The organism is Pseudomonas sp. GW822-FHT02G04, assembly GCF_058802085.1.
The window spans coordinates 235,043-249,723 of the sequence record NZ_JBXANU010000006.1; the positions used below are offsets into that span (position 1 = coordinate 235,043).

At 58.0% G+C, this 14,681-nt stretch carries 14 protein-coding genes; 7 read left to right on the top strand and 7 right to left on the bottom strand.

Translation table 11 applies throughout. The annotated features are described in order from the left end of the window. Positions 1-270: 270 nt before the first annotated feature. Both AC1RO5_RS11180 and AC1RO5_RS11185 read right to left on the bottom strand, forming a co-directional pair. Positions 271-1,095: an SDR family oxidoreductase gene (locus AC1RO5_RS11180; protein WP_493174910.1), complete on the bottom strand. Its 825-nt coding sequence runs from the start codon at positions 1,093-1,095 to the stop codon at positions 271-273. Next, positions 1,082-1,813: a thioesterase II family protein gene (locus tag AC1RO5_RS11185; protein ID WP_493174911.1), complete on the bottom strand. Its 732-nt coding sequence runs from the start codon at positions 1,811-1,813 to the stop codon at positions 1,082-1,084. The genes AC1RO5_RS11180 and AC1RO5_RS11185 overlap by 14 nt, the downstream gene beginning before the upstream one ends. 937 nt (positions 1,814-2,750) lie before the next feature. On the opposite strand from AC1RO5_RS11185, the gene AC1RO5_RS11190 reads away from it, so the two are divergent. From AC1RO5_RS11190 to AC1RO5_RS11210, 5 genes are read left to right on the top strand one after another with little or no spacing between them, the layout of a single operon-like run. Next, a complete protein-coding gene (locus tag AC1RO5_RS11190; RefSeq protein WP_493174912.1) occupies positions 2,751-3,893 on the top strand; it encodes an iron-containing redox enzyme family protein in 1,143 nt (380 codons plus the stop codon). A gap of 13 nt (positions 3,894-3,906) precedes the next feature. Beyond that, on the top strand, positions 3,907-4,221 hold the full coding sequence (locus tag AC1RO5_RS11195) for a Rieske 2Fe-2S domain-containing protein (RefSeq protein WP_493174913.1): 315 nt from the start codon (positions 3,907-3,909) through the stop codon (positions 4,219-4,221). Between the two features lie 8 nt (positions 4,222-4,229). Then, complete coding sequence (locus tag AC1RO5_RS11200; protein WP_493174914.1) at positions 4,230-5,411, top strand: MFS transporter; 1,182 nt, start codon at positions 4,230-4,232, stop codon at positions 5,409-5,411. 12 nt (positions 5,412-5,423) lie between these two features. Continuing rightward, positions 5,424-6,641 carry an ATP-grasp domain-containing protein gene (locus AC1RO5_RS11205; protein ID WP_493174915.1) on the top strand — a complete coding sequence of 406 codons (1,218 nt, stop codon included), beginning with the start codon at positions 5,424-5,426 and terminating at the stop codon, positions 6,639-6,641. Between the two features lie 4 nt (positions 6,642-6,645). Then, positions 6,646-7,323, top strand: coding sequence for a phenylalanine--tRNA ligase beta subunit-related protein (locus AC1RO5_RS11210; RefSeq protein WP_493174916.1), 678 nt, complete (start codon positions 6,646-6,648; stop codon positions 7,321-7,323). 49 nt (positions 7,324-7,372) lie between these two features. Here AC1RO5_RS11210 and AC1RO5_RS11215 read toward each other — a convergent pair whose 3' ends face one another. Continuing rightward, positions 7,373-7,789: an Lrp/AsnC family transcriptional regulator gene (locus AC1RO5_RS11215; RefSeq protein ID WP_493174917.1), complete on the bottom strand. Its 417-nt coding sequence runs from the start codon at positions 7,787-7,789 to the stop codon at positions 7,373-7,375. Positions 7,790-8,206: 417 nt separating this feature from the next. Between AC1RO5_RS11215 and AC1RO5_RS11220 the strand changes: the two genes are divergently transcribed. Next, the gene (locus tag AC1RO5_RS11220) at positions 8,207-8,365 is read left to right on the top strand and encodes a hypothetical protein (protein WP_493174918.1); all 159 of its coding nucleotides are present in this window, start codon (positions 8,207-8,209) and stop codon (positions 8,363-8,365) included. Positions 8,366-8,490: 125 nt separating this feature from the next. Here AC1RO5_RS11220 and AC1RO5_RS11225 read toward each other — a convergent pair whose 3' ends face one another. Then, complete coding sequence (locus AC1RO5_RS11225) at positions 8,491-9,675, bottom strand: MFS transporter (protein ID WP_493174919.1); 1,185 nt, start codon at positions 9,673-9,675, stop codon at positions 8,491-8,493. Continuing rightward, positions 9,672-10,874: a serine hydrolase domain-containing protein gene (locus AC1RO5_RS11230; protein WP_493174920.1), complete on the bottom strand. Its 1,203-nt coding sequence runs from the start codon at positions 10,872-10,874 to the stop codon at positions 9,672-9,674. Before AC1RO5_RS11230 ends, AC1RO5_RS11225 begins: the two co-directional genes overlap by 4 nt. Positions 10,875-11,001: 127 nt before the next feature. On the opposite strand from AC1RO5_RS11230, the gene AC1RO5_RS11235 reads away from it, so the two are divergent. Continuing rightward, a complete protein-coding gene (locus AC1RO5_RS11235; RefSeq protein WP_493174921.1) occupies positions 11,002-11,889 on the top strand; it encodes a LysR family transcriptional regulator in 888 nt (295 codons plus the stop codon). A gap of 362 nt (positions 11,890-12,251) precedes the next feature. Here the strand turns inward: AC1RO5_RS11235 and AC1RO5_RS11240 are convergent, their stop codons facing one another. Both AC1RO5_RS11240 and AC1RO5_RS11245 read right to left on the bottom strand, forming a co-directional pair. After that, the gene (locus AC1RO5_RS11240) at positions 12,252-13,058 is read right to left on the bottom strand and encodes a YfaP family protein (RefSeq protein WP_493174922.1); all 807 of its coding nucleotides are present in this window, start codon (positions 13,056-13,058) and stop codon (positions 12,252-12,254) included. 3 nt (positions 13,059-13,061) lie between these two features. Beyond that, positions 13,062-14,681: a DUF2300 domain-containing protein gene (locus tag AC1RO5_RS11245; RefSeq protein WP_493174923.1), complete on the bottom strand. Its 1,620-nt coding sequence runs from the start codon at positions 14,679-14,681 to the stop codon at positions 13,062-13,064.

Here is a 14,681-nt window from a genome sequence, read left to right on the forward strand (position 1 = left end):
CCAGTATTGCCATCGGGCAAATAGAGAGCGACCACACGTGAGTAATGTTGTTGAAGCTGTGTAATGCAAGAAACGCCACTTATCCTGTAGCGCACGGCATGGCAATAAGCGCCATCGCGACTCTTTGAGCCAACAACGGCGGAGCGCTGAAAAACACGAGGCTCAGTCGATACAGCAGTGCTAAGTAGATTGTCCATTTTGAACCTGGCCTTATTGCTCCTGGGTATACACAACCACGAGCCCTGGGAAATTATGAAAAACGGGCCGCCTTCAACGGGCAGTAAAACCGCCATCGACCGTGATGACGCTACCAGTCACCTGGCGTGCATCATCGGACGCCAGCCAAATCGCCGTGGTGGCAATGCTCTCTGGCTCAATCAAGGCATTCATCGGCTGGGCCTGGACGAAGATTTCCTCGTGCTCACCGGTGGGTACTTCAAGTGAACGGGCGATCTCCGACAGCATCCGGCCTTCGACCTTGGGGTCATCCCGCACCGAGCCCGGGCAAAGGGCATTGACCCGAACCTTGAAGGGGGCGAAGTCCAGTGCCGCCGCCTTGGTCAACCCGACAATGCCGTGCTTGGCACTGACGTAGCCGGCGAAATTGCGGTAGCCCACCAAACCGGCGGTCGACGCGATATTGATGATGCTTCCGCTGCGCTGGGCCAACATGCAGTGCCCTACCGCCTTGATCATTCGCCAGGCCCCCGTCAGGTCGACGTCAATCATCAGTTGCCATTGCTCTTCGGAGATTTCATGGATCATTTTTCCCGAAGGCGCGGCAATACCGGCGTTGTTGACTAACACATCGATCCGGCCAAAGCGCTCCAGGGCCGTGGCAATCACCGCATCGATTTGTGCGCCGTTGCGAACATCAACCTGGGCCGTCAGCACCGAAACACCCTGCTCGCGGCAAAGCTGCGCGGTGTAGTCCAGTTGGCTGAGGGTACCCAGCGCATAAGGGACACCCTCGATGTCCGAGGCCACATCCAACAGCACTAGGTCAGCACCCTGCGCGGCAAAATGAACGGCGCAGGCGCGTCCCAACCCACGGGCCGCACCGGTAATCACCGCCGTCTTATCAACCAGCCGCATGGACAGCCTCCGGCGCGACGCACGACAGGGCGGTGTGGATGGCCTGCAATACGGCGCCAGGATTTTCACTCAGGTACATATGCCCGCCCTCTACTTCCAGGGCAGTGAAGGCTGCAGTGGTGGCGCGGGACCACTCTGCGGCTTGCTCACGGGTGACCAGGTCATCCTGCACGCCGCGAATCGACAGCACAGGCACGGGCAACGGCTGATCCGACTCTGGCAGGTAGCCTTCATGCAGTTCGACGTCGGCACGCAGGGAAGGCAGCAGCATGGCGCGCATATCGGGGTTGCTCAGCGCCGGATGGTTATAGCCGGCGAACGAGGCCACCTGCGCCAGGAACATGTCATCGCTAAGGCCTGTGGCCCGCGCCTCACGGGGAGACATGGGGCCGGGCGAGCCGCTGACCACCAAGTGCACCACCTTCACTGAGGTCACTGAGCAGAGCTTGCGCGCCATCTCAAACGCGAGAACGGCGCCCATGCTATGCCCGAAAATCGCCACTTCGGTGCGTCCGGCAAGGAGTTCCAGAACTTGCGCCAGGCTGCCCTCAATGGCGTCCTTGACCGACCGGTAGGCTGGTTCGACGAAGCGCCGTTCCCGGCCCGGCAACGTCACCGGAAGAATTTCAAAGCGATCACCCGCCAAGGCTTTCCATGGCTGGAAGACAGAGGGACCGGCGCCGGCAAACGGAAAACACAACAATGGAACTTTAGACATTCTGCACCTGGATAGAGATTAACCGAAATAATTAATAACGCGGCTTGAAGTGCAACTCAAATCACAAGCATTACAACGCCCGCTATAAAACACCTCAAGGAACAGCAACAACAAAAACATAACTACCGCCCACCCGAGCGCGAAAAAATCACTTACCATTTTCGGCAAGTGTTTTTTCTGAACGGACACAGACACTCGATCCAAGCGGATGAGTTATTAACTTTTTAAACCATGAAACTGTCCGAACGAACAGTCACAACTAAAGAATCGGAGTTTAATTCAAGCCTTTGCGCGTGCTGGGGGCACATCCCCACTGACTGCCTGCCTCTTGGGAGTGTTGCCTATCAAAGGTCAGGGCGACGGGTTGGACGCAATGGCTGGCCACGAGTGCCCCGCAGCGCGATGCCGAGGCTGGCCGCTCGCCACAACGGCACGTACCCACTGACTTCAAACCACTGATACATATAATGTTTCTCCTAGAGCCCCTTCTAATCGCCAGCCGAAAGGCACGCCTAGAAAAAGCCGACGAACATATGTAGTCGTCGCACCAGGAAAAATCAACCGGCCCAAATGATAAAGAAAACTCCACCTATGCGTTTAGTGAATTTCACTACATGCGCGCACAACTTTTAATCTGTCTTTAGAAAAAACAAAGCTATAGCATCTGGCCATCGAACAACTCCATAGAAAGACACTACTTATGTTATGGACAACCAAGCTTTCAGATGATGCGGCAAATTTTGTGTTAAGCGCGGATACTGAAGCCCTGACTCACTATTGCGGCGCTAATGCATTTGCTCAACCTCGCAGCTTTTATGCCAACAGTCCGTATCAGCGACCTTCGAGACCGCAGGACGTCACCGACTCCATTATCAGTACCCGCCTGACAAGTGATCAGCTTTCAAACAGCCAACATCTATTGGCACAGCGGCTGTTATTGAATATTTACGAACAAGACCTGGTGTTTTTACCCAAGGCGCCGATAGCTCTGGACCTCAAGGAATTCAAGAATTTCTACGATCCCCAGCACGCCGCCAGCGGTAAAAAGATCCGTCCGCTACTGGAAAATTACCTCTACAACTGGCTCAAGGAAGAAGTCCACATCAACGGTCCCTGGTGCCTGGATTCCTTTGTGGCTCACACCAACAAGGTATTGGATGACGTCGCCCAGTCCGAATCCAGGCTCTATGAGGTACTGACCACCAGCCGCAACCCCGAACGTGCCGCCAAGTTTTTCATGACCCAATGTGCCGGCGACTTTCTCAGTGAAGCCTCGGCCATGGCGCGCAATGTGCTGGGTAACTGCGGTGTCTACACCAGCGAGCTGTTCAAGATCCTGATCGACGAGTATGGCTACGGCGTCGACAAAAAGAAGCACAGCACGATTTTTGAAGACATGCTCAAGGACATGGGCATGTCGCACCAAGTACACCACTACTGGCAGTTCTATACCGCCGGCTCGCTGTCGCTCACCAACTATTTCCACTACGTCTCGGCCAACCATGGCGATCTGTTCCGGTACATCGGCGCCATGTACTACACCGAGGCCACCCTGGCCCTGACCACCAAGCATCAGTCACGCGCCATCAAGACCATCTTCAACGGCAGCGTCTCCACCGAATACTTCGATGAGCATTCACACATCGATGTCCATCACGGAAGAATGGCCCTCCAGCGCCTGATCCTTCCGATGATCAAGCAATTCGGCAACAAGATAATCCCCGACCTTATCCGTGGCTTCGAAGAGTTCAAGTTGCTTCAAGACATCGCCGACGAGGAACTCTATGCCCATATCAAGTGGCATGACGAAATGGATGAACATCGTGCACAGGCCGCTGCCCTCCAGGGTCGCAAGCCGGTGGACCTGACGATCACCGAGTCTGAACACGAGCTTTCGGTACTGCACACCCACCCTAACGATGAGCTGTTCTGGGTCGAATCGGGAGAACTGGATTTCATCGCCAGCCCCGAACTGACCGTGCGCCTCAAGGCCGGGGAAGGCGTGGTGATTCCCAAGGGAATGATCCATGGCACGTACGTCACCAGCAAATCCTGCACTTACACCGTCACGGCCATTTGAGTAGGCGAGCCCAATGAAAGCCATCAGCCTGAACCTCTCCCACGCCAACTACGTGGCCGTAGAGGAGAAAACCTACTTTCTCAAGCGTCACGCTTATTCGACTCAACTGCTGCCAACCGCATGCCCCCATCGCGGTGGCCCGTTGCACATGGGCGAAGTGACCGGTGACGGACAAAGCGTGATCTGCCCCTGGCACGACAACGCTTACAAGGTATGCAACCTGGAAAAAAAGTCGCTGCCCACCGTCCGCGTCAGGAACCAGATCAGTACCGTCGTCGGTGACACCGAGCGGTGTGTGCCTTTACTTAAAATCTCTCGTTACGACTGATGGTTCCCATGACTAATAAATCAACACTTGCAGCGTTCTACTCGATCGTGACTCTCTTCACCGGGCTGGACATGGCGATTGTCATTGCCATGGTCTGGTTCGGCCTGGAGGCCACCGGCTCGACGTTCCTGGTTGGCGCAACCTTATGTGTGGCAACTGTGGTGCCTTATTTGTGCGAACAGTACATCGGCAAGTTCTTCACCATAGAACTGAGCATGAAAAGGCTGTTGTACATTCGCCTGACCGCGTTCGCCGCCGTGCTGGGGCTGTCGTTTACCGACGCCGCCCTGCTGCCGATCGGGTTCCTGGCCATCGCGTTTGTGGTGGGTGTCACCGACTACTTCACCATCAGCACACTGGAGTCTAAAAACACCAAGCTGGTGCTGGCCGGCCTGACCAACAGCGACACCTCGGCGCGGTTGATGCAAACCTCCATCCAGATCGGCGCCTTTGGCGGCGCCCTCCTGGGCGGGGTGATCGTGGATATGTTCTCGGTCAACCAGACCCTGCAGATCATCAGCCTGGGGGCGATCCTCTCGCTGGTGGCCATTCTCTTTGTGGCCGCAACCCCCACCGCCGATGCCCCGGAGCGTGCAGCAGACATCCACACTGCCCAGCCACTGCACCTGCCGCGAAACCTCTACATCCTGATCATCGTGTTGAGCATGATCGGTTTCCATATCGGCGCGTTCAACAGCCTGGTACCCATCGTTTTTCAAAAGCTCAATGAGTGGAATGCCGCCCTGTTTGGCTTGGCCAGCGGCCTGGCGGGCCTGGGAGCCTTCAGCGCGGCGGTGTTGCCACGGATCAAGCTCAACAACTACTGCGCCATCTTGCTGGTGATACTGGCCGACGTGGCAATCGTCTACTTCCAGAACCTCTACGTGATGATGGCGGCCGCCTTCCTGCTGGGCTTCTGCATCAACAGCCTGCGGATCCAGTTGCGTAAAACCCTGATCGAGTCAGCGCCTAACGCACGGATCGCCGACCTGATCGCTGCCAAAAGTTCGCTCTACTACCTGCTGATCAGTGGCTCGGCGCCGATGATCCTGACGTTCTTCACCACCGCCGGGGTCCTGGGACTCGAAGGTGCACGCCTGTTGATGATCGTCTCCGCCGCCCTGTTGGCCGCTGCCGTAATGGCGTGGAATCTCACCCCGGCAGTCTTGGCCACCGCCACCACTGAATAAGGAGTACATGATTTGAAAACCGTACTGATTGTTGACCCGTTCTCCACGGGCAAACTCTACGCGCCCTTGCTCAATGCCCAAGGCGTACGGTGCATTGCCGTGATCTCCACACGGACCCTGCCCGAACACTTTAGTAATGACCTGATCACGGAAAATTTCCAGGAGGTTTACTACTGGGAAGAGAGCCTGCTGATTACCCTGGAAACCCTGTCGCTGAGCGCCGTGATCGCAGGGTGCGAAACCGCGATCTACCTCACGGATTACCTGACGGAAATCCTCGGCATCCCGGGCAATAGCCGCATCACCAGCGACCTGCGCCGCAACAAGTTCTCCATGCAGCAAGCCCTGAAAAAACATCAGTTGGCGAACATTGCTTCACAACTGCTGAGCTCGCCTACCCGCATTCCCGAAGTGGTTGCCTCACTGGAGGAGACGGCCACCTACGTGGTCAAGCCGCTGAACTCGGCCGCCACCGAAGGCGTGGTGTTTGCCCAAGGCAAAGGCGAAGTAGAGAACGCTTTGAACAATGCGGCCTGGCAGCAGAAAAACGACCTTGGGGAAATCAACCTCGGCTTTATAGTGCAGCCGTTCATATCGGGCCCGGAGTACGTGGTGGATATGGTCGCCTTTGACGGCACGTACATCATTGCCTCGGTGTGCAAATACACCAAAATCCAGAAAAACGGCAGCATGTTTGTCTACGAAAGCCTGGACACCCTCGATCCCCAGGCCGCGGACCTGCAACCGCTGATCGACTACGCCCGCCAGGCAGCGGCTGCGCTGAGCATCCAGGTCGGCCCGATTCACATGGAGATCATCTGGTCTGACGCCGGTCCCGTGATGATTGAAGCCGGTGGCCGGCTGCACGGCGGCATCGCGCCACAGCTGTTTCAACAGGTGTACCAGCCAGACTTGCTGTCGCTGTCCATCGACTGCTACCTCGGTCGCCAACGCCCCCAGGCCGATGCTGTCAGCCAGACCAGCCATGGCCGGATCGGTTTCTTCTGCTCCGACGAAAGCCGCACTTTCAATGCACCCTCCCCGCAGGCAGTGCAGAGCGCGGTGGCGGACGAGGCCTATTGCGGCCACCGGTACTTCATCAGGCCCGGCGACACCACCCCGGTCACGATCGACTTCGCCACCTGCCCGGGGCTGTTCTGGTTACAGCATCCTTCGGCGCCGCAACTGGATATCAGTACTGCCAATCTACGCAAAAAACTGTGGTGTTAAGGTTATGAAAAGTCGTTTGATCATCAGAAAGTCAGCCAGTGACCTGGGCATCAATAATGCGTGTGCCGCGGTTATCGAAGACATCACCGTGTCTGACGACCAGAGCTTCGTAGGTGTCCTGCAAAATAACTTGAATCACGTTGCGTCCCACCTCAACGAGTTGGACTCGAACCTCATTTATGAAGGGTTTGCCAAACAACTCAAAAAGCTCGGCTACGAAAACACCGTCAGCGCCAACGAAAAGCTGCTGCGGCGCTTCATCGCCAAAGGCGTGCACCCCATCAACAACATCGTCGATGCTTATAACGCCGTGGCGATCCGGCACGGGGTGAGCATCGGCGTGCACACCTATCATCAGCAGGATGATATTTACGTCATGCGTTCGGAGAAACCGAGGGCTTTCCGCCCACTGTTCGCCAAGAAGGACATCACGATTCCCGCTGGCGATATCGTCTATACCTGCGGGGACGTGCCCCTGGCGAGCATCGGCAAGGTCGACGCCGACGCCCATGACTTCAGGCTGACCAAAGAGTCATCCAGCCTGCTGGTGGTGGTGTTGGGGCATGACGACACGCCATTCGCGTTCAACCAGGCGGTCATCGAAGAGTTGGTGGACACCCTTCGCCAGAGAATGCCGGCCTTGAGTCATCACTTTCTCGAGACCGTCCACGATCACGCCTGAGTGCTGACCCCGTTGTAGCCGCTGCCGACGGACGAGGCAGCGGTTGCGCCTAGCACCAGGCCTTGAGCACGGGGTTTACCACGACCTCATTCACGTGCTCGATCTTCAGCAGGTTTTCCTTGAAAACCATCAGCTCTTCAAAGCTCCTGTATTTGACGTCGAGCATCATGTCTACATCGCCAAACAGCGAATAAGCATGCACCACCTCGCGAAACTGGTAGATCTTCGGAAACACCAGGTGGCAACTGCTGCCATTGAGCTTGAGCATCAAAAACGCCGACTGCTGTGCTTCTTCATCCTCGGCCACATTGATGGTGAAGCCCAGGATAATGCCCTTGTCGATCAGCTTTTGAACTCGCGACTCTACAGCGGTTCTAGACTTGTGAACTTGTCGCGCAAGCTGCGCCAGGCTGACTCTGGAGTCATCCCTCAAGGTAGCAATTATCAGTTCATCAACCTTGTCCACTCTGCCGCCCCCACATCTATCTTTTCCATAACAGACTTTCATTACCGATCACACAATTAATATTGGCCGCACTTACTAGCACGTCCCTCAAGGTCAGATTGGTGTTTTCTATGGGTTTAACGCTCAACGTCGCAGATTTTATCTCGTGGGAAGCGCCGAGATGAAGTTAAATATGTTCGCTTAACCGCTGCTGCTTCGGTGAAGTATCCGCGGGCACTCGGGCCGACGGTTTCTTTGGCGCTCGATCACCGCAGCGGGTTCCGGCGGAATTTTTCGAAGGCCACCATTGCGATGAGAATGCGGCGTGCGCAGTGCTTCGTGGACTCCGCCTGAGCACAACCATCAATCAGGGGCAAGAGAGTCACCAGGATGCTCCTTTCTGGTAACCAATGGCGCTAAACTGGACGGCGCATTCTGTTGCAGCATAAAAGCGGAAACTTCCTGAACTTCATAAACGGTTATCACTTGCCACGCTTTGGCCAAGTGGACGGCTACCCGTTCGACCCGCATCTGATGGTTTTCGCTGTTGGCTATCTGCTGTCGGCCGTCGGCTTGAAATTAAAACCGTTGGTTTGAGCTCTCGTTGCCACCAACGCTTTTATGGCTCACATGAGCGAACAGGTGTTCAATGGTACCGACTACCGGCCACAAGCCGGCTTTTTAATGCCCGGAATAATCCCGGCTATCGCGCATCGTACAACTCAGTCTGCGACGATTTGCACGCCCCCCTTGCGCGGTACCGCACTGAAAAACAGAACTTTTACCACGATGACCAACACGGCCAGCGCGGCAAACAGCAAACCACTGTAGAGGGTGCCCTGCAATCCCATCCGCGCCAGGAACCAGCCACCGGTGGTAGAACCGATGGTCACGCCCAGGTTGATGAACGAGATGTAGATACCAGTGGCGAACTCCGGCGCTTGCGGCGCTTCGGAAGTCAGCCAGATCTGCGTGACGATCAACCCGCTGGTATGGGTTGCGCCCCAGATCACCACGATCACCAGCATGGTCATCAGCGACGGGCCAGCGAACAGGTACAGCAACCCATAAGAAGCGGCCAGCAGGACCGGATGCAAAATCGTCGTCCTGACCATGTTCTGACCGATCAGTTTACCGGCATACAGATTGCCGGCGACGCCACCGATGCCGAAGACCACCAGCAGAATACTGATCAGTTGCGCGCTCATGCCAGCTTCTTTGGCCAGGTACTCGGCCGAGTAGCTGTACACGGAAAACATCGCGGCGAAGATCAGGGTCGAAGCAGTGATGTTCAGCCACAGCGGGAATTTACGCAGGATGGCCAACTGCTCTTTATAGGAAATGGCCAGTTTGCCCGGAGCGTCCGGCAGCCTGGCAATGATCCCCAGGCCCGCAATGCAGTTGACCACGGCGCAGAATAGAAACGAGGCTTCGTAGGAGAACTGTGCCGCGATGAGTGTCGTCAGCGGCACGCCCAACACCATGCCCATGCTGGTGCCGACAAAAGCCTTGGCGGCGGCGCGGGTCGATTCCCCTGGCGGGTAAAGCGAAGTAGCCGCGACGAATGCCAGGGAAAAATACACGGGGTGGAACAACGCCGGGATGACGCGCAGCACCATCAGCGATTCAAAGTTGGGCGCATAGGCCGACAGCACGCTGGTCCCGGCGAAAACGAACAGGGCAATCGTGAGCACCTTCTTGCGGTTGAAGCGCGACAGCAGCAACACCATGATCGGGCCGAATACCGCAATGATCAGTGCGAACAGCCCCACCAGCAGGCCCGCCTGCGATGCACTGATCGAAAAGCGTTCGATGATCACCGGAAGGATCCCGACCACACCGAATTCGATGGTGTAAACGCCGAACAGCCCCAGCGCCAGGAAGTAAATCGGATGGAGCATTTTCATGACTCAGACTCCAGCCCGTAGACAGCGTTGCAAAGATCCACGGTGAATTGCCCGAACATGCCTTCGAAGGCCGTGTTGGTGAAGGCGACCACGGTCAGTTGCTCTGCCGGGTCGACGAACCACGAATGCCCATAGGCGCCGCCCAGTCGCCAGCTGCCGGCCGACTCGGCGGTTTGTGCCGCTGCCGGGTCCTTGAGTACCGTGAAACCCAGACCGAAGCCTCGGCCGGGCCAGTTGTCCAGTTCTCGTTCGCCGGTCTGGTTGCTGCCCATTTCATCCACCAGGGCCTTGGGCAGTAACGGCGCACCGCCCTTGCGCAAGGTTTCGAGCAACTGAAGAAACTCACCCGCGGTGCCGACCAGGCCGGAACCGCCGGAGTTATAGGCCTGTGGGTCCAGTGCCCGGGCCGGTTGCAGCCTGATGCCGGCAGTCCCTTCGAACACCGGAATCACTTCCAGCTCATTCATGCGCCGTGGCTGTGGCTGATCGTTCAGGTACGCAGGACTGAGACGGCTGACCTCGGAAACACTGAAGCGGGTATCGCGCAACGCCAGCGGCCGGGTAATCAGCTCATCGATCGCCTCGGCGAGGGACGTACCGTTGACCGCGGCGATCAGTGCGCCCAGCACGTCGGTGGCGATCGAATAGCCCCAACCGCTGCCGGGCCTGTACAGCAAGGGCGCATGGCTCAGACGGCGCAGGTTTTCTTCCAGCGAAATGTCGCTACGATCCAGACCGTCGGACACCCCGGCATCGCGATAAGGGCCGCCTTGATCGCTTTCCAGAAAACCATACGTCAAACCGGCGGTATGACTCAGTAACTGGCGCACGGTGATGGTCGCGGGTTGGCCGTCACCCAGGGTTGGTTTGAAGTAGGGCAACCACTGGCTGATGTCATCGTCCAGTCTGATTTTACCTTTGGCGACCAGTACCAGCGCCGCCACCGAAGTGATTGGCTTGGAGACCGAAGACAGCAGAAACAAGGCATCTTCGCGCATCGGCAATTGCGCTTCACGGTCGGCCAGGCCGGCCGCTCGGTTATAGATAAGCTTGCCCCGGTGAGCCACCAGCACCACGGCACCGACCAGGCGTTGGTCGTGCAGCGTTTGCTCGAGCACGGCGTCGACCCGTGAACCGAGCTCGACGGGTTCGAACGAGCGAAGCGATTGTAATGGGCGAAGCGGTTCGTTGACTGACATGTCTGACCCCGAATTGGCTGGATGAATGACCTGAATGTGGCGATGGTAGAGCCGGCCGTTACGGGGAAACAGAGGTTACACTTCCGAGGTCCACGGACCTTTTTGTCCGCAATCAAAGGAGTGAGGGTTGGATAAGCTCAATGGCATCACGGTGTTCGTGCAGGTCGCCGAAAGCCGCAGTTTTGTAGGGGCCGGCCGCTTGCTCGGCATATCGTCCTCGGCGGTGGGCAAGAGCATTGCGCGCATGGAAGAGAAACTCGGCGCACGCCTGTTCCACCGCAATACCCGCAGCATCAACCTGACCAGCGAAGGCTCGTTGTTTCTGGAGCGCTGCCGCAGAGTGCTCAACGAGCTGGAAGCGGCGGAGCAGGAACTCTCCAGCTCCAGCGAGACACCCCGCGGCAAACTGCGCATCAGCCTGCCGCTGCTCGGCAACGTACTGTTCATGCAACTGTCGCGGTTCATGCAGCGTTATCCGGAGATACAGCTGGAGCTGGACTTCACCGATCGGCTGGTGGATGTGGTCGAGGAAGGCTTCGACGCCGTGGTGCGCACCGGTCAACTGCACGACTCCCGGCTGATGGCCAGGAAACTCGACAGCTTTGGCTTCTACCTCGTCGGCGGCCCGGGCTACTTTGCGAACAACGGCTACCCGCAGCGTGTCGAGCAACTGCAAGAACACCATTGCCTGCATTACAAGCTGCCCTCCACGGGCAAACTGGAAAAATGGCCATTGTCGGGGCTTGCCGAAGGTACAGAGTTGAAAGTGCCGGCAACGATGGTCTGCAACAATCTGGAAATGCTGATCCACATGGCCAGACAAGGACTGGGCATCGCCTGCGTCCCCGAATTCGCGGTGCGCGAGGCGCTGGACGCCGGTGAACTGGTGTCGATATTGCCCGACCAGGTGCTGCGCACGTTGAACATACAGGTGGTGTGGCCGTCGAGCCGGTACCTCACACCGAAACTTCGGGCGTTTATAGATTTTATTTGTGGTGGAGGGGTGCGGGAGTGAGGCTGCCGGGCGTTTGCTCTGGTTGAGAATGAGCAGGTTTTGGGTCCAGGGTAATTGTGACAGCAGTGCTGTCACAATTGCGTCGTCCCTGTAGTGGCTCGTTTGCCTAACACCAGTCAGTTAAACCATTTCAGCCACGACATACGCCTTGTAGCAGCTGGCGAAGCCTGCGTCCGGCTGCGAAGCAGTCGTAAAATCAAGCAACCGGTTCTTTCGGGAAGACCGTGTACAGCGGATATGCGAGGACCTCGGTCGAGCGCGACCCCGGCTCGAACGCAGCCTCGCGGGCTCGGCAGCTGCTACGGATTGAGTAAAGTCTGCTGGCCAGGCTAATAGTCTCAGCACTGCCGAGACTATTCCCCTCACGGATAACTAAACCCCTTAACCAACGTCAACTCCCCCACCGCCCGCATCGGCACCAGGAACGTTTCCATCTTTTCATCAGGCGTCCCCTCCTCCGTAATCACCGTCACTTGCGCGGTGGTCACCGGTTGAACCGCATCCTCCTGCCCTTCGTCATCACCGCGATACCCGCCACCGTAGTAGTTCACGTACACCAGGTATTGCCCCTTGATCGGCGCGGGCATGGCGAAGATTTCCGGGCCGTAGCCGGTGGTGACGTCCACATCCAGCGCCGCACCATTGGGCGCGACACGATCGCCGTACCAGATGTGTGCGCCATCGGGGGTGACGAGGTGCAAGTCCAGATCCGTGCCGTCGCTGTCCCAGGCCAGCAGCACACGCAACTTGGCTGGGGTGGCGCCGCCGTTGGCATTGAGGAACTGCGTGCGGTGGCGTTGTTGGCCATCGGGGCTGCGGACTTCAACGCTGTTGCTGCCTTTGGGGAATGAGAACGGGCGGTCGAAGCGACCGGCGGGGTCGATCTTCAGTGGCATGCTGACGCCGTTGACGATCAGCTTGCCGGGTTCAGTGCTCTTGGGGGTGGATTGGATCTGGCCGGTAATGCGCGCCGTGTTGGCCTGGCCCACCGGGGTGTTAACCGACGAAGCCGGGTAATTGACCGTCTGACGAAAGTTTTCGCCGTCGCCTTCAGGGGCGCCGGTACGCCAGCCGCCAATGGGCGTATCAAGTTTGACGGCGGCAAATGTCGCTGGCAGTACGCAAAAAGCGCAAAGGAACAGCAAGACCTGTGGATAACGGAGTTTCATGGCCTATTCCAGCAAGAGGTGACGGGCGAGCCCTTCGATGTAGGTTTCATCCTGGCCGTTGGGGTGTGCTTCGAAGGCCAGGTGCAGGTATTCGTGGGTGAGGTCGAGGCGGTCTTGCAACGACAGCACGCCGCGCACGTAGATGCGCTGGCGTTCGCGATCGACAAACGGACGACCAAAGGCCAGGCGGCAGACGGCGAAGGTGCTGACTTCGTTGTAGCCAACTTCGCTTTCAAGCCGTTGGCGCCATCCACGACGCTGGTTTTGCAACCAGTCTTGCGCGGCGGGCAGCGCTTCGCAGGAGGCGACCGGGTTGTCCCAGCGGCTGAGGCTGGCGCGCGGGTAGGCGTGCAGCAAAATGGCGTCGTAGCGTTGGCCGGCATTGGCTTGTTCGACGGCTTGCTGCCAGGAGAGTTTGTCCGGCCCCGGTTGATCGGAGTGATAGGTGACGGCGGTGCCGGCGAGAACCAGATCACTGGTCCACGCGGCGATGTTGCGCGATTCAGTGACGGCCGGACGTGGTGCAACGCGTTGTCGACTGCTGCTGTCGTCGATGCTCAAGCAGTCGCCGTTGCGAGTGGCGTTTTGCAGCAGGTAGGTGCGGATCGCGACGGCCAGGGCTTTGGCCGCTTCGACGGGTTCAGGCCTGGCTTCACGCTGCAGGACGCGGGCGACGTATTCTTCACGATCGAGGCGGGCGATGAGTTTGTCTTTGAGCAAGAACAACTCGCCGTCGCTGTGGATATCTAGTTGATTGCCGCTGGCGAACTCGACGCGGTAGTCGCCTTGCAAAGGGCCGGGCGCTACAACGCGATCCCCCGACAGCACGCGTTTCAGTGGATAACGCGCGAACAGACCGACCTCAACGCACTTCCCTGCCTCGGCTGGCCATGACAAGGGCAGCACCGTCGCCAGCGACTGACCATAATGGCGCAACACCATTTGGCTGGTGCCACGCCCACCGGCCCAGATCGGCGTGCCGTCTACCGTCCAGCCCGCGAATCCGCCTTGGCGCGACGAAGGATCCTGATCCCCCAGCCAGCTCCAGGTTTTCACCCGCAACCGACCGCCAAGTTCACCCACGACATTGCCATCCGCGGCATTGAGCACCACATCGAGCAACACCCTTCGCGCCTGATCCTGCGCCGGCATCACGGCCAACACCTTCAACAACTCCGCCACCGGAACCCGGGTCTGCGGTTGCAACAACGGCAAATCCAGCAACCATTTCGGCGCTTGTCTCGCCTGCCAATACTCGCGCCACTGTGCGCCGGCAATGCCCAGGCGCGCAGGCTCAAAGTACAAGCCGCAAGACTTCACCAATGCCTGATCACGCCCGATCGTGCCGCCCGCCGTGCAGCAATAAACTTCTTCCTTCGATTGCCCGCGACATTCATAAGCGGGCTCGCGCGCGCCGGTGTCCACCAGCCAACCGTAGACAAACAGCTTCCACAAGCTGCCCAACGGCGTCTGCAAGTCATCAGGCAATGGTTCACGCGAGATCACCTGAGTCTGGCTCAACGCAAGCAACTCACCCTTGAAACCCAGGCGCAACGGCTCGTCCTGCGCTGTCGCCAGCGCAGGGATCAAACACAGCAACCACCAGACCAAACGCCGGGTCAT